This window comes from Marinobacter sp. UBA2688 (genome assembly GCF_002352785.1).
Taxonomy (GTDB): Bacteria; Pseudomonadota; Gammaproteobacteria; order Pseudomonadales; family Oleiphilaceae; genus Marinobacter; species Marinobacter salarius.
The window spans coordinates 365,284-380,777 of sequence record NZ_DELU01000024.1; the positions used below are offsets into that span (position 1 = coordinate 365,284).

The window sequence follows — 15,494 nt, forward strand, 5'->3', positions numbered from 1 at the left end:
CACCATGGCGATTCGACGCGTATCCGTGCCCGCACTGCTCATCGCGTTATGCCTGTTGAGCAGTGTCTCGCGGGCAGAATTGGTGATCATCGGCCACCACGGTGGCCCGGATTCCATCTCCGTGCAGCAGGTGAAGGACATTTACCTGAACCGCAGCTCACGAATGCCTGACGGCCAGCGCGTGGTGGCGTTCCAGCTTCCAGCGGGCAACAGCATGCGGGATGAGTTCAATGACCTGATCACCGAGCGCAATGACGCCTGGCTGAAGTCGTTCTGGTCGCGGCAGGTTCTGACCGGGAAGGGCCATCCGCCGAGGGAGGTATCCTCGGCGAACAGCATGAAGAGCGTGGTGTCATCCACCCTGGGCAGTATCGGTTATCTCGATTCCACCCTGGTGGATGATTCCGTTAAGGTCCTGTTGACGCCGGAACCCTAGAAACCGCGCGGGACGGTCTGGGCTTCGACGAATTCGAACAGGCCTTCCAGGCCGCCTTCGCGACCAGTACCGGACGCCTTCATGCCCCCGAACGGCGCTTCCGGCGTGGGGCCGGTACCGGTATTCCAGCCGCAATGACCAAAACGCAGCCCGGCGGCCACCCGCTGGGCGCGCTCCGCGTCGGCCGTGAACACGTATGACGCCAGGCCAAATTCGGTGTCGTTACCGGCATCGATAACCTCGTCCTCAGTGCGGAAGGTGGCCATGGGCACCAGCGGCCCGAAGGTTTCCTCGCGGGAGCAGCACATGTCCCGGGTCACCCCGGAAATGACTGTCGGCGGGAAGAACAGGTGGCCATCCCCCAGGTCTGCCGGTTTTTTGCCAGCCACCAGTTCACCACCCCGCTCAAGGGCGTCTTCCACGTGGCGCTTGACCTTGTCGAACCCGGCTTTGTTGATCAGCGGGCCGAGGTCAACGTCTTCCGTCAAACCATTACCCACGGTCATGCGATTGACCCGGTCGGCAAGTTTCTGACCGAATTCATCCACCACTTTCTCGTGAACGAAAATCCGGTTGGCGCAGACACAGGTCTGGCCGCCGCCCCGGAACTTGTTGGCGATCAGGTTATCGGCTGCGGCATCCAGATCCGCATCGTCAAAGACAATAAAGGGCGCGTTGCCACCCAACTCCAGGGCCAGCTTCTTCACCTGATCTGCCGTATCCAGTATCAGCTTGCGGCCCACTTCCGTGGAACCGGTGAAACTGAGCATGGGCACATCGGGGCTTTCGCACAGCACCTTGCCGATCACGCTGGCTTTGCCCATAACCAGGTTGACCATACCGTCTGGCAGGTCGACGTGTTTGTCCATCAGCGCGAACAGCGCAATCATGGTCAACGGCGTCTCGCTGGCCGGTTTGATCACCGACGGGCAACCCGCCGCCAAGGCTGCAGACAGCTTCTTGGCAATCATGCCGATGGGGAAGTTCCAGGGGGTAATCAGGCCGGCTACGCCAATGGGGCGATAATGCACGGTCCAGGTACAGTCTTTCGGTTTTTCCGCGAGAGTGTGAGCGTCCAGCGCCTGGATGTGTTTGGAGCAGTAATCGAAGAACCCGGCGGCGTAATCGACCTCACCCTGAGCTTCCTTCAAAGGCTTGCCGTGCTCCATGCACAGGATACGACCCACTTCCTCTTTATTGGCCTTGAGCGCATCACGAATATCTTCCAGCCATTTACGGCGGGTTTCGATGGAATACGGACTGGTTAAACGAAGCGCAGACTTGCCCGCTTCAACTGCCTTGTACACTTCGCTCTCGGACATCGATGCCACACTGGCAACCACCTCCCCCGTGGCCGGGTTATAGACATCGAAGGTGTTACCGTCCGGCGACTCAGACCAGCGACCGCCGATGTAGCCAGTCAGCTTGGGAAGCAGTGGTGACTCGATCATATCGGCTCCTTTTCAGAATGTTCTCGGAATGTATAAATTGGGGTTTGCGTCAGTGTGATATGTCTCTCATAGTGGATGCAGAAACCGCCACTGTAAAGTCAGACTATGGTGTTTTGACCAGCGCCGGCGGGGGCCTATACTCGAACCATGTCATTATCAGGAGGCAGGAACATGAAGGCGTTTTTTCATCCCTCTCAGGATCAGCATCTTCCGAAAACTTACTTCACCCGCGGCCAGATGCGACAGCCCCAGGAAGTTCCTGATCGCACCGCACAAATGCTGGAAGGGCTGAAGGCCATGGGCATTCCGGTGTTGCAGCCGGCAGACCAGGGTGCCGGAGCGATTTCCAAGGTCCACGACCTGGGTTATCTACGCTTCCTGGAATCCGCACACCGGCGCTGGTCAAAGATGGAAGACTGGGGTGACGAAGTGATTTCCAACATCTTCGTTCGGTCACCGAATGCCCTCAAGGGCATCCTTGCCGAAGCTGCCCGCTACCAGGCCGATGGCAGTTGCCCCATCGGGGCAAACACCTGGGACGCCGCCTACTGGTCAGCCCAGACAGCGCTCGGCGCTGCTGACGCCCTGGTTGCCGGCGAGCGCCACGCCTACGCGGTTTGTCGCCCACCGGGCCACCACGCCCGAAAGGATTCCGCCGGCGGCTTCTGTTACCTCAACAATGCCGCTATTGCTGCAGAACACTTGAAACCCCGTTATCCCAGGATTGCCATACTGGACACCGACATGCACCACGGCCAGGGCATCCAGGAAATCTTCTACGACCGCAGCGATGTTCTCTATGTTTCGATTCATGGTGATCCCACCAATTTCTACCCGGTAGTCAGTGGCTATGAAGATGAACGTGGGGAAGGGGAAGGATTTGGCTACAACATCAACCTACCGATGCCCCATGGCGCCTCGGAGGAAGATTTCTTCGCCAAACTGGACGAAGCACTTGCGGCCATTCGACTGTTCCAGCCAGACGTGCTGATTCTTACCCTGGGGTTCGACATCTACCACAACGACCCCCAGGCCAAAGTATCGGTTTCTTCGGAAGGCTTCTGTCGCCTCGGTTCCGATATCCGTCGCACCGGCCTGCCCACACTGGTGGTGCAGGAAGGCGGCTATGATCTGGAAGCCCTGAGCACCAACGTGCAGCAATTCTTCAAGGGGCTGGAAGGGTAGCTATCAACGGGCCGGGGCATACACCTTGATGTTGGTGTGGCCCTCGGCCTTCAGATTGCAGGCGTGCATGCGGCTCATGGTGCCGCGATCACAGTACAGCAGGTACTGCTTATCGTCCGGCATCGACTGGATTCGCTCATTCAGCTCGTAGAACGGTATCTCCATCACCTGATTGCTGGTGAGATACAGTGGTGACTGCTCCCCTTCAGACGGGTGACGCACGTCAATAATCACATCGTTCACAGCCGGTGTATGCACAAGTTCCACCTCTTCTGGCGTCCGGGTGGTTTCCAGAAGGCGGTTGACCGGCGTGTCCTGACGGCTGGCGATGGCCTGCTCCAACACCCGGGCGTCCATAGCGGCCTCATCTTCCTCCACCCGATGCAGCTTGGCGCGGGTGGCCGGCTTACGGGAAATCACACCACAGTATTCCGGCATGGTACGAGCAAACGGTTCGGTACCGATGTCCCGGGCGATGTTGATGATGGTTTCCTTGTCCATGGAAATCAGCGGCCGCAGTACCACCTCGTTACTGGCCCGGTCCACCACGTTGAGGTTTGACAGGGTCTGGCTGGACACCTGTGCCACGGCATCACCGGTCACCAGGCCAGCGGCGTTATTGGCGGCCGCAATGTCAGAGGCGGCTTTCAGCATCTGGCGCTTGAGCACCACCCCCCAGTGGCGCTGGTTGACTGAACGCATAATTTCAGCAACCACCCCTTCGAAGGGCACGGAAATGAACTTGGCGCCGTGGGAGGCGCCGTAACGATCCCACAGGTAATGCACCACCTGGCGCACGCCAATTTCATGGGCAGGGCCGCCCAGGCTGAAAAACAGGAAATGGGAGCGAAGCCCCCGACGCATCATCAGGTAGGCCGCCACCGAGGAGTCATAACCACCGGAAACCAATGTCATCACCGTTTCCACTGCGCCCAATGGGTAGCCGCCAGCACCACGGTGTTTGCGGTGTGCAATGTGATAATGATCCTCATGGACCTCAATACGCACTTCAATATCCGGATTGCGAAGGTTTACGCCGTAGGGCTCGGAGACTTCAAAAAGGGCGGCCCCGACAAAACGCTCCAAATCAATCGAGCGGAACCCGTGATTACCATGGCGACGAACCCGAACCGCAAATGTTTTGCCACGGATACGGTCCGCATACGCTGCCACTGCCTGCTCCGCCACGTCGTCCATACTTACCCAGGGAAATACACCGATCTCCTGGATGGTCGAAATACCCGGAATACGACACAATTCATCAATCACCGGGCCCGCCAGGCCGCGCCCGTCGGGGATGGCCACATCAACCCTGTCCCAGGAGCCCTCAACGTGAATATCGCTGTCCAGGCGTGCCAGCAGTTTGCGAATATTCTGTCGCAGGTGCCGCATCTGTTGGCGGCGAACGGGTTTACTCTTGATGGCCACTTCAGCGGCGGGGCGTATAAGGAGTTTCATAAATCGGACGTCTGTCGGGTAGCGTAATTACAGTAAAGCGCTTAGTGTAACGGTTTCGCCGTTTGCCTCAAAATCGGGCATTCCCGAGACCCGCTATACTGAAACAAAAAAGTAACGCCCTATCGCCAAGGGCTCGCAGCACATTCAGGAGTTTTTCCGTTCATGACCGAATCCACCATCAATGCCCTGGTATCTCCAGAAGGCAGCCTGGAAATCCTCTCCAACTTTGAAGTCAACCGGCTCAAGGACCGAAGCGAGGGAGGGCTTTATCGACTGTTCCGGCAGTGTGCCCTGGCGGTGCTCAATACCGGCGTGGAAACCGACGATTGCAAGACACTGATGGAAGCCCATGCGGATTTCGACGTTCGCCTGGTGCCACAACCACGGGGTCTGAAACTGGAATTGGTCAACGCACCCGCCCACGCCTTCGTGGATGGGCAGATGTTGCGCGCCATCCGCGAGCATCTGTTTTCGGTGCTGCGGGATATCATCTATTCCTATTCCATCCCCCAGTCCGCAGCGGGGCTGCGCCGGGACGACCCGGAAGGCATCACCAACCTGATTTTTCACATTCTCCGCAATGCCCGCGTACTACAGGCAGGCCGTCACCCGGACTTGGTAGTGTGCTGGGGTGGCCACTCCATCAACGAGCGCGAATATCAGTACAGCAAGGAAGTCGGGCATCAGCTTGGTTTGCGAGGGTTGAGCATTTGCACCGGTTGCGGCCCCGGCGCCATGAAAGGGCCAATGAAAGGCGCCACCATTGGCCACGCCAAACAACGGGTAAAAAACGGCCGTTACATTGGCCTGACGGAACCGGGCATCATCGGTGCCGAAGCGCCAAACCCTATCGTTAACGAGCTGGTGATCATGCCGGATATCGAGAAACGCCTCGAAGCCTTCGTTCGGACAGGCCACGGCGTCATTGTGTTCCCCGGTGGTGTCGGCACGGCAGAGGAAATCCTCTATCTGCTCGGCATCCTGCTGCACCCGGACAATGCCGACCTGCCCTTTCCGGTCGTCTTTACCGGCCAACAGGAAAATGCGGAATACTTCGAGATGATTGACCAGTTCATTCGCAATGCACTGGGTGACGAAGCTGCCAGCAAGTACGAGATCATCATTGACGATCCGGACAAAGTTGCCCATACCATGAAACAGGGTATGAAGGACGTGGAAACCTTCCGCCGGGCCATGCAGGACGCTTATTACTTCAATTGGATGCTGAGGATCGACCCGGTGTTCCAGATGCCGTTCGAGCCCACCCATAAAAGCATGCGGGCGCTGGAGCTACACCGTGATCAACCGGTTCACCTGATTGCCGCCAACCTGCGCAAGGCGTTCAGTGGCATCGTCGCCGGCAACGTCAAGGAAAGCGGCATACGCCACGTGCAGGCCAAAGGGCCGTTTGAAATCTCCGGCGACCCGGAACTACTGGCACCCCTGGAAGCGATGCTGAAAGAGTTCGTCGCCCAGGACCGGATGAAACTGCCCGGTTCCGGCGCTTACGAACCCAGTTACCGGATTATCAGCGAAGCAACGCCCGCCACACCCTGACGATGATGGGGATTATTCCCCACCATTCGCCGGAAGGCTGGCGTAGTAGGCAGCCAGGTTGGCGATGTCCTCATCACTGAGGCCCGCCGCCTGGCCCTGCATGATGGCGGCCTGGCCACCGTTACGTTGCTTGTTTTTGTACGCCTTGAGCGAAGACACCAGATACTGCTCGTTCTGTCCCGCCAGGTTGGGGTAACCCGGAATGGCCGCGATGCCATTCTTGCCATGACAGGCTGCGCACACGGCGGCCTTGGCTTTACCGGCCTCAGCATCACCAGCGGCGATGGTAACGGCGGGCGCGGCAGCCCCCAACACGAACACGGCGGCCAGGGTGTGGTATTTCAGTCTCATTGGTTTTACCCTCTCATCGTTTTATACCCGACAGGATCCTGCCGGTGCGCAAGTTGCACGAATTTATAGCACAGCAAGAACAAAGCTCAAATGTGATGGATCAATAATCACCCCATTCGATGCGGAGAAGTCGACATGTCCATTCAGGTTCAGGAAATCCCGTGCAGGGAAGGCAACATCGGTCTGATCACCCTGGATTCCCCCGCCACCCTGAACGCCCTGTCCGCGTCGATGATCCAAGAAATCCAGGCAGTACTGGATCAGTGGGCCGAAGCCGACCACATCAGCCTGGTCATTTTCCGCGGCGCCGGTGAACGTGCGTTCTGCGCGGGCGGTAATATCCGCGAACTCTATGGTGCCCTGTCCGGCGACGAAGACCCGGACGCACCGGCCGAATTCTTTGCCCGTGAGTATCGCCTGGACTACACCATCCATTGCTTTCCCAAGCCGGTGATCGCCATTGGCCACGGCGTGGTGATGGGCGGTGGGCTTGGCATTTTCTCCGCCTGCCGCTACCGCTTGGTAACACCCGATGTCTCGCTGGCCATGCCAGAGATCACCATAGGCCTGTTTCCCGATGTCGGTGCAAGCTGGTTCCTCAATCGGCTGCCAGGCCGCATCGGTTTGTTCATGGGCCTGACCGGGGCGCGGCTGAACGTCTCTGACGCGTTGAGGGTTGGCCTGGCCGATATGGCCATCCTGCCAGATCAGGTGGAATCATTGATCGAGCGGTTGAAGGAGGAGCGCTGGACCGGTGAATCAGCGGCTGATGACAACCGCCTGTTCCGGCTGGTCAAGCAACTTGAGCATCCGGACTACAGGGCACTGCCAACCAGTGAACTGGCGCGCCACGAGCAGGACATCGCCAGGCTCAGCGCAGGCGATGAACTCCCAGCCATTGTTGAAAATCTGCTGGCGGCGGAGATCGACAGCGACTGGTGGCAAGGCTGCGTGAAAAACCTGCGCGGCGGCTGCCCGGTCACGGCCTGGCTGGTCTGGACCCAGCTCAAGAAGGCACAGCAAATGTCACTGAAGGACGTCTTCCGGATGGAATACACCATGGCCGCCCGCTGCACTCGGCGACCAGATTTGCGGGAGGGTATTAGAGCCAGGCTGATCGACAAGGATCACAAGCCCGTCTGGTCATTCCCGAGCGTCAGCGACGTGCCCGACACAGTGGTTGAAGAACACTTCGAGCCGGAACTGGACGACAGCAACGACCCCATGGCACTGAGCTGAACGGGCCGCAAGCCCGCATCATAGCTCGGCGCCGGCCTGGATCATAGCTCGGCGCCGGCCTGGATCAGCAACATCTCGATATCCCGGTTGTTGCTGGCACGCGCCAGATCCAGAGCCGTTCGCCCATCGCTACCGCGATAGTTGACGTCTGCACCCGCCGCCAGCAGCATCTCGGCGGTCAGTAAATCCCCGCCTTCGACAATGTGCATCAGCAGCGAGTGGCCACCCTGATTCACATTGACGTTCGCCCCGGCGGCCAACAGTACTTTCACCACGGAAAGATGACCGTTACGGGCTGCGCGGATCACCGGCGTTGTACCCTCGCCGTCAGATGCATTTACGCTGGCGCCGGCCGACAACAACAGTTGCACGATCCGCCGATGGCCATCCCCTGAGGCGATCATCAGTGGCGTGACACCACTTGCCGTGGCCAGGTCCGGCGCTGCACCTTCGCTGAGCAGGAACCAGACAATTCGGTCCTCGCCTGCCCTGACCGCCGCCGAGAGCGGCGTGCCGGCCTCAGTCAGTGTGTTCAAAGACATGCCAGAGGCTGCAAGCGACTTGGTTTGTTCAAGGTTTCCGTTGCTGACCGCCGCCATCAAGGGCGTATCCGCCACCGACGCACGACGCTGCTCAAGGTTGGATGGATCTGTGCTCGTCGCACACGCTGTCATCAGCGCGCTTGCGACCAGGACGGCCAGAAATCTCACGAGGATGGTGCCGGTTCCCTGGGCCATGGTGATTCAGTCTCTGTTGATTTATTTTTGCGGATATTCTGGTCAGTCGTCGGCGGCAATGAAAGCGAGCGGTTCACAAGTCCGGCCGGTTCTGCAAAATATCGCCCACCAGAGAGCGCAATTCCGCTTCGCCTGCCTCCCGGCCCACGCATTCACCGTTCGCCTGCAACTCGAGCCACGACCAACCCTGTAGCACCGCCCTGGCCCAGAGGGAGCGCGAACGTTCGTCAGCCATCCCGTTGACGACGCCTGCTTGCAATGACAGCCGTCTCAGTACCGGCAAGGCCAGATCGAAGCCCCGATAGCCATGGGCAAAACTGTGCAGGTCCCTGAAATCATCCTCATTGAGCGGTCTGTCAGCGGGAAGGCCGCAGGTTATCCGCAGAATCAACTCCGGCTCTGCGTCTATCCAGTTGCGCGGCACGAGGGTGAGCCAGTGCTCCGTCAACCTGCCACGCAAATGGTCTGTCAGCGCCTTACCTTGCGCAGACACCCCGGCAAGCAACTGCAGGGGATACTCGCCGCTGCTGGCTTCGCGCTTCAGCCCGAGCCGAACCGGCTCCAACCCGCACCGCTGCCAGAACGACAACAACCCGGCGTTACCGCCGAAACTGGTACCGATACCGTCCAGCCCCTGCTTGCACGCATAATCATTTGCAGCCGCCACCAGTGTCTGCCCCAGCCCCTCACCGCGAACCTCGGCACTCACGGCAATCCGCACGATGCGCAACAGACTCTGGCAGGCTGCTTTGGCAAATCCACTGTGGGTCGCCAGGGACTGGGGCAAGAGATGCCCCCGCAAGCGGCGCTTGCCCAACATGACCTGCTCTGCAAGCTCGCTGTCCAGCCCCCCTTCCACCGTCGCCCATAGCACGCCGACCAGAACACCACCCCGGGTCAGACGCCAACTCACCGCGGCCGGATCGTCCATCCACTGGCGCAAGTCACCGGGTGAGGTCCGGTAGTGGGCATCCACCAGCAAACCGAAGGCCTCCTCCAATTCATTGTCTTCTGCGGTACCCGGGTTCCAGCGTTCAACGGCGATATTCACTTCGTCATCACTGACGGGTGGTGCCTGGGCATCCAGCAAAAACATCCGACGCGTCAACGGCTCCAGGGGGTCAGAGGCAGACCATCGTATGGGCGCCGTAAGCGATGTGTTGCGCCAGTGAGGCGTTTCGGCATCCAGCACCGAGCGAAAACGGATGGCAAAGCCTCTACCGGAACCTTCATAACCGTGCACCGTGGAAGCGTAAATCACCCTGGGCCAACCCAGCAGTATCCGCTTGAGCAGGTCTGCCGGTACGGCGGCGGCTTCATCCACCATGATCACTTCCGCCTCCGGCTTTTCAGCAAGCAGCCGGTCCAGGGGCCAGAACTCCAGCCGCCCCTGATCGCCCACCGCAACATCGCCCGTGCCCATGTCAGGATCAGAGGCCTGCCCGCTGGCCAGGCGGGCGTGGTGAAACAATGTTTTCACCGCATCCGGCCCGGGCGCCGTCACAACCACGCGCCGCCGCCCTTCATTCAGAAGACGAACCGCCGACAGGCCCAGTGCCGCAGACTTACCCCGCCCCCGGTCCGCCGTCACCACCAGCGGTCGCCGGCGCCGCCCCAGCCCCGTTCGAACAACCTCTTCCACAAGCGCACGCTGGTCATCGGTGGCGCCTACCCGGAAGGCATCGCGGGGTGGTTCAGCCGTTGGCAGTGGCGGCTGAGGGTCAACAGACGGGTTGATACGAATACTATCGGGATCACCGGCCACAACTCCGGCCAGACGAGCCGCAAACGAATGCTGACCGGCTCCGTCCAATCCGGTGCGCCGATAATCCGGATCGTCGAAACCGTCCCAGTTTTCCAGCTTCGGCATCAGCCAGAAAAACAGACCACCGGCCGCGAGGGTTCCCGACAACGCCGCAAAACCGTCCGGCGGATTCCCCTGCCAGCCATCCCAGACCACGCAAGCCAGTTCCTGTCCCAGCCAGCGACGTCCCTCGACCGGTTTGATCGAGGTCAGCGAGGATTCCGGCTGATCCTCAACCGGCCCGGTCCAGACGCCTGGCGCTATCGACAATACTGGAAGAAGTTCACGCAGCCACGTAAGAGCAGCTGCCCGCTCACCTTCCAGAACCACCAACCGCCGATGTCCGGCAGCCCGCAACCCGGCTTGCAGCTCCTGCCACCCGGCCAGATCAGGCCCGATTTGATCCGCCATCCACTCAGCTCAAATCCACGGAGTGACGTTTAAGATCTTCCAGCTTTGAATACTTCAACGCTGAACGATGCGTCGCACGCAACTTCACACGCGGCGCACTATCGGCCTCAAACGCCTCCTGCCAGCGGGATGCACACAGGCACCAGGAATCCCCTTCTTTCAAACCGGGGAAACCAAATTCAGGTCTTGGTGTACTCAGATCGTTACCCTGAGCACTTGAATATTCCAGAAAATCATCTGTGACGACTGCACAGACAACGTGGGCCCCCAGGTCATCCGGGCCAGTGTTGCAACACCCATCCCGATAAAACCCGGTTTCCGGATCTGTACCACACACTTCCAACTTTTCACCCAGCACGTTCACCGGTTCAGCCGTTGCAGCCATAACATCATTCTCCAAAATTAGGGGGAGGGTTTGGATAGCCGCTTCCAAAACTGTGCGGAGCCATGGATGGCGGAGCTCAAGCGCCACAGGGATGTGCTTGAGCGTGTTTTGGAAGCGGCTATCCAAATCCTCCTGCACCCAATGAGCGACTTACTCCAGATGCCACGCACAAAAGTAACAGGATTATGCGGCACCAGTATCAGCACTACCAGTCGCCGGGTACAATACACAGCATGTCGCCCCCACCCCAAATACCTGAAACCTCCAATCTGCCCGATTACCTCACTGATGAGCAAAGGGCCATCATCACCGCAGGTTTTGAACATGCGGTAATCACCGCCGTGGCGGGCAGTGGAAAAACGTCCACTCTGGCCTGGCGCATCCGCTATCTGCTGGAACAGGGGCATGATCCGAACCGTATGCTGGTGTTGATGTTCAACCGCGCTGCGCGGGTGGACTTTGAACACAAACTTCAGGACGTAACACGTAATTTGGGCCTGGCGACACCTGAAATTCGCACCTACCACGCCATGGGGTTACGACTTTACAAACGGTTCGTGCGGGAGGGTTTCCTGCCCGGGTTTTCCGACAAGATCCTCACCGACCAGGAAATCAGCTATCAGGCCTGGCAGCTTACACGGCGATTGGCGCCAGAAGACCTGGCCGACGAGATCCGCCGCAACAAGAAAGACTTTGTCGAAACCGCCGTTAACTTCATCGACCTGGTGAAAACCACCCTGTCCCCGGTGGACATCGTCTTTGAGGAACTCGGCTATTCCGACAAACACCGCTACCTGATCGACCTGTTCCACAGCTTTGAACAGTGGCGCAAATCCCAGAGCCGCATCAGCTACGCCGACATGCTGTACGAACCGGTGATGGCCATTCACCAGAACCCGCCCTTACAGCGCCTGGTCGGCAACAAAATGGACCTGGTACTGGTGGATGAGTATCAGGACACCAACGAAATCCAGCATCTACTGCTCAGATACGTGGCCGGTGACCGGGCACGGGTGACTGTCGTGGGCGATCCGGATCAGACGATTTACGAATTCCGGGGCGCCAGACCCGATTTTATACTCAGGCGTTTCAGCGAAGAGTTTGAAAGCCCACTGGAGCAGACCCTGAGCTATACCTTCCGGTATGGCCATCAGGTGGCTCTGCTGGCCAATCACCTGATCTGTCACAACACCGGTCGCAAGGATGTGCTCTGCCATTCCCATCCAACCACACCTGAGACCGGCATCACCCTGCACCAGCAGGAAAACGACAGTGATCTCGTCCTGAAACTACTGCAACCCATGGACGACGAAGCACTTGCCAACACGGCGATCCTGTTCAGGGTGTGGAGCCAGAGTGTTCCTATCGAATTGAAATTGCTCGCGCGACAAGTGCCCTACCGTATCGACGCCGGAAAGGGAGCCCTGTTCAGTCGCGAGGTTCAGGCCATCACCAGCCTGTTGATGGTGGTGTCGGGCCGGATTCGCAATCTGCCTGATGAAGACCGGCTTGATATTGCCCGGCAATTGCTGCGTTTCCCCCATGTGGGCCTCAAGGAGCCCGAGCTCGAACAGCTGGCACGCTTTCTGGCTGGGTTCGGCGAGGGCTGGCACGAGCGGCTGCTGGCCATGGACTTTGACGCACTGGCCCCCATGGCGGCCAAAAAGCTCCGCAAGCTGGGGGAAACACTGGCACAGCTGGAGCGCTTCAAAGGCTCAGTGGCAGATCTGATATCCCGCTATGCGGAGGAAACCGAACTCTACGAGGGCATTCGCAGCCTGGCACTGACCCATGAAACCGCGGACGAACGCATCGAGACCATCCGGGGCTTCCGGCTGTACCTCTCGGGACTCGATGTCAGCATTGACGGCGCGCTGGAACACCTCAAGGCTCTGAAGAAACAGGCGGGTGAAAATCGCCATGGCGGCGCCTTGCTCTCCACCATCCACCGAACCAAGGGCCTGGAATGGTCGACCGTTATACTGCCGGGACTGCAGGAGAAGTACCTGCCCTACAGCCCCCGAGCCCAGGACGACCCCAAGGCCTTCCTGGAAAGTGAACGCCGCCTGCTCTATGTGGCCATGACCCGAACCCGGGAGCAGCTACACCTGATCACCCGGCCATTCGGAGAAAAAAGACACCTTGACGGCGACCAGGGCCCAAGCCGGTTTGTCGATGAGTTGTGCTTTCCACTGTCCCAAGAGTTTGGCCAGTGGCTGGGCGGGCGTTCCTGCGACAGCGCTGACGCACTGACAGCCACCGTACCACTGACGTCGACCGGTCTTCGCTATGCGCACCTTCAAGGCGTCACATTGCAGACAAGTACGGAAGCAACGGCCGAGGAGACGACACCGCTCTGGGCAAGAAACCGTCTCAGCCATGCCATCTTCGGGCCGGGCTCAGTGACGGGGGAGGACGAACGGTCCTTCGAAGTCGCTTTCGACAACGGTGACACCCTGAATTTCAGCAAAAAAAGTGCCCACCTGTATTTTACCGCCATGTCATCAAGGGCCTGAGTACAATTGCGGACGTAACACTGGCCCTCTTTTTTTGTTTTTTTGAATCCCCTGACTTAAATTTCACGTAAGTACGCTGCAGCAATGCTTTATGCGAAAGTACGACATGAGTACTTTTTACAACGATAATTGAACAGGAGGTTCTGCATGAATATCATGCGCCCACTGGCCATTGCGGCCCTGACGACATCCCTTGCGACCCCCGCACTCGCCGAACGCGAGCAAACCATTTACCTGAACCCGTTTGCCGGCTTCCAGCTGTTTGACGACAAGCGCGACCTCAGTGAAACCGGCACCCTGGGCATTGGCGCGGAATTTCGCTTCCACCCCAACTGGGCCGTGGAAGGCGTCTATTCCAAGGCGGATGCCGATCGTAAGTACGTCAATGGCAGTAGCGACTTTGAAGAATATCGACTGGACGGCCTCTATTACTTTGCCGGCCAGGATGAAGCCTGGAATCCGTATGTCTCGGCTGGTGCCGGCCACGCGGACTTCGGCGACGATGTGCTGAGCTACCAGACAGCCGGTTCCAATCATGACGAAACCCGCGTCAACGTCGGGGCGGGCTTCCGTTACAACGTCAGTGACAGCGTTTCCATTCGCGCGGACCTGCGCGAGTTCCATGGCATTGACGAAAGCACCTTCGATACCCAGGCAACCCTTGGCCTGAGCTTTGCCTTCTCTCGCACCGTCGCGGACTCAAAGCCCTCACCACGCAAAGCCGCAGACAGCGACAACGATGGCGTGCCGGATAACCGCGATCAGTGCGCCGGAACACCTGCAGGTGTGAACGTTGACAGCAATGGTTGTGAGCGTGACAACGACGGTGACGGCGTCGCCAACAGCATGGACCAGTGCCCCAACACACCGGCGGGCGCCAGCGTCAACAGCCGTGGTTGTGAACTGGACAGCGACAACGATGGCGTGGTGAACAGCGCGGACCAGTGCCCCGGCACGACTGCAGGCGCAGACGTGGATGCCATGGGTTGTGAAGGCGTGACAGAAACCGTCGAAACCATCGAGCTGAACGTACAGTTCCCGACCAACAGTTCGGTGATCGGCAATGCCTTCGACAATGAAATTCGCCGCGTCGCCAATTTCATGCTCGAGTATCCGGAAACCAACGTGGAAATCGCCGGTCACAGTGACAGCATTGGCGAGGCGGAATACAACCGCTTCCTGTCCCAGCGCCGTGCCGAGGCAGTTGCCACCCGGCTGACCGATGCCCTGGGCATCAGTGAGGACCGTGTGAATGCCGTTGGTTACGGTGAGTCCGAGCCGGTTGCCAGTAACGAGACCGCTGCTGGCCGCGCGGAGAACCGTCGGGTTGAGGCTCGCATTCAGGTTCGCCGTTAAGCGTCGACGTTGATCCTGTACAGACATCCTGTGCAGATCAGCTCAACGAAAAGGCGCCTTCGGGCGCCTTTTTTATTGGCGGGCAGGCGCCCTTAATTTCATGCTCGCGAGAGAATGCCGTGAAGCGAATGTTGTTCGTCTTTATTCTCACATGGGGTATACCCGCTGCTGCGTGGCCCCAGGTTTACCGGTGCGATGCCGGTGGTGATACTCGCTTTTCGGACCAGCCCTGCGGGGAAGACTCCGAGGAAATCACCATCCGTGACAACCGGATTGGCGGCAATTTTGGCCAGAACCTCCCGCCGTCACCCAAGCGTGATGAAACAGTGGAAGAACCGGAAAAAAGCACACAGGAGGCGATCAGTGAAGACACCTGCCGCTTTATTAACTCCACCGACCTGCGGCGCTATCTGGTGCGGGAACAGGTGGTGAAAGGCATGACCAAAGAGCATGTTCTAGAAGCCTTTGGCCGACCTCCGGAAACCTACCCCACACCCCAGGAAACCTGGGTATACCAGACGAAATACTATGGCGCCCTTTATGAACTGACCTACGTGTATTTTCGGGACGGCTGCGTGGAAGATGTAGTGTACCGAAAGCCCTGAGCC

The 15,494-nt window shown here is 59.0% G+C and carries 13 protein-coding genes; 7 read left to right on the forward strand and 6 right to left on the reverse strand.

Features of this window, described 5'->3' with window-relative positions:
- The first annotated feature begins 4 nt into the window (after positions 1-4).
- Entirely contained in the window at positions 5-436 is a 432-nt protein-coding gene (locus B3M52_RS14845; RefSeq protein ID WP_286749802.1) for a phosphate ABC transporter substrate-binding protein, read from the forward strand.
- Here the strand turns inward: B3M52_RS14845 and B3M52_RS14850 are convergent.
- Entirely contained in the window at positions 433-1,887 is a 1,455-nt protein-coding gene (locus B3M52_RS14850) for an NAD-dependent succinate-semialdehyde dehydrogenase (protein ID WP_286749804.1), read from the reverse strand. The genes B3M52_RS14845 and B3M52_RS14850 overlap by 4 nt on opposite strands.
- Positions 1,888-2,058: 171 nt before the next feature.
- On the opposite strand from B3M52_RS14850, the gene B3M52_RS14855 reads away from it, so the two are divergent.
- Positions 2,059-3,072 (forward strand): histone deacetylase family protein, encoded by a 1,014-nt coding sequence (locus B3M52_RS14855; protein WP_286749805.1) that lies wholly within the window; start codon positions 2,059-2,061, stop codon positions 3,070-3,072.
- A 3-nt stretch (positions 3,073-3,075) separates the two neighbouring features.
- On the opposite strand, the gene thiI is transcribed toward B3M52_RS14855, so the two are convergent.
- Positions 3,076-4,530, reverse strand: coding sequence for a tRNA uracil 4-sulfurtransferase ThiI (gene thiI / locus B3M52_RS14860; protein WP_286749807.1), 1,455 nt, complete (start codon positions 4,528-4,530; stop codon positions 3,076-3,078).
- A 162-nt stretch (positions 4,531-4,692) separates the two neighbouring features.
- Here thiI and ppnN point away from each other — a divergent pair, with 162 nt between their 5' ends.
- On the forward strand, positions 4,693-6,087 hold the full coding sequence (ppnN, locus tag B3M52_RS14865; RefSeq protein WP_286749808.1) for a nucleotide 5'-monophosphate nucleosidase PpnN: 1,395 nt from the start codon (positions 4,693-4,695) through the stop codon (positions 6,085-6,087).
- A 12-nt stretch (positions 6,088-6,099) separates the two neighbouring features.
- Here the strand turns inward: ppnN and B3M52_RS14870 are convergent, their stop codons facing one another.
- Positions 6,100-6,438 carry a c-type cytochrome gene (locus B3M52_RS14870; RefSeq protein WP_286749809.1) on the reverse strand — a complete coding sequence of 113 codons (339 nt, stop codon included), beginning with the start codon at positions 6,436-6,438 and terminating at the stop codon, positions 6,100-6,102.
- 135 nt (positions 6,439-6,573) lie between these two features.
- Between B3M52_RS14870 and B3M52_RS14875 the strand changes: the two genes are divergently transcribed.
- Positions 6,574-7,677: an enoyl-CoA hydratase/isomerase family protein gene (locus B3M52_RS14875; protein WP_286749810.1), complete on the forward strand. Its 1,104-nt coding sequence runs from the start codon at positions 6,574-6,576 to the stop codon at positions 7,675-7,677.
- 41 nt (positions 7,678-7,718) lie between these two features.
- On the opposite strand, the gene B3M52_RS14880 is transcribed toward B3M52_RS14875, so the two are convergent.
- The 3 genes from B3M52_RS14880 to B3M52_RS14890 all read right to left on the reverse strand — a co-directional run bounded on the left by B3M52_RS14880 (position 7,719) and on the right by B3M52_RS14890 (position 11,014).
- Positions 7,719-8,414, reverse strand: coding sequence for an ankyrin repeat domain-containing protein (locus B3M52_RS14880; RefSeq protein ID WP_036211096.1), 696 nt, complete (start codon positions 8,412-8,414; stop codon positions 7,719-7,721).
- Between the two features lie 73 nt (positions 8,415-8,487).
- The gene (locus tag B3M52_RS14885) at positions 8,488-10,629 is read right to left on the reverse strand and encodes a tRNA(Met) cytidine acetyltransferase TmcA (RefSeq protein WP_075195636.1); all 2,142 of its coding nucleotides are present in this window, start codon (positions 10,627-10,629) and stop codon (positions 8,488-8,490) included.
- A 4-nt stretch (positions 10,630-10,633) separates the two neighbouring features.
- The gene (locus tag B3M52_RS14890) at positions 10,634-11,014 is read right to left on the reverse strand and encodes a DUF2237 family protein (RefSeq protein WP_075195649.1); all 381 of its coding nucleotides are present in this window, start codon (positions 11,012-11,014) and stop codon (positions 10,634-10,636) included.
- 185 nt (positions 11,015-11,199) lie between these two features.
- On the opposite strand from B3M52_RS14890, the gene B3M52_RS14895 reads away from it, so the two are divergent.
- The 3 genes from B3M52_RS14895 to B3M52_RS14905 all read left to right on the forward strand — a co-directional run bounded on the left by B3M52_RS14895 (position 11,200) and on the right by B3M52_RS14905 (position 15,491).
- Positions 11,200-13,530 carry an ATP-dependent helicase gene (locus tag B3M52_RS14895; protein WP_075195635.1) on the forward strand — a complete coding sequence of 777 codons (2,331 nt, stop codon included), beginning with the start codon at positions 11,200-11,202 and terminating at the stop codon, positions 13,528-13,530.
- Between the two features lie 147 nt (positions 13,531-13,677).
- Positions 13,678-14,886: an OmpA family protein gene (locus B3M52_RS14900; protein WP_041332481.1), complete on the forward strand. Its 1,209-nt coding sequence runs from the start codon at positions 13,678-13,680 to the stop codon at positions 14,884-14,886.
- A 128-nt stretch (positions 14,887-15,014) separates the two neighbouring features.
- Positions 15,015-15,491 (forward strand): DUF4124 domain-containing protein, encoded by a 477-nt coding sequence (locus B3M52_RS14905; RefSeq protein ID WP_075195634.1) that lies wholly within the window; start codon positions 15,015-15,017, stop codon positions 15,489-15,491.
- The last annotated feature ends 3 nt before the right edge of the window (positions 15,492-15,494 follow it).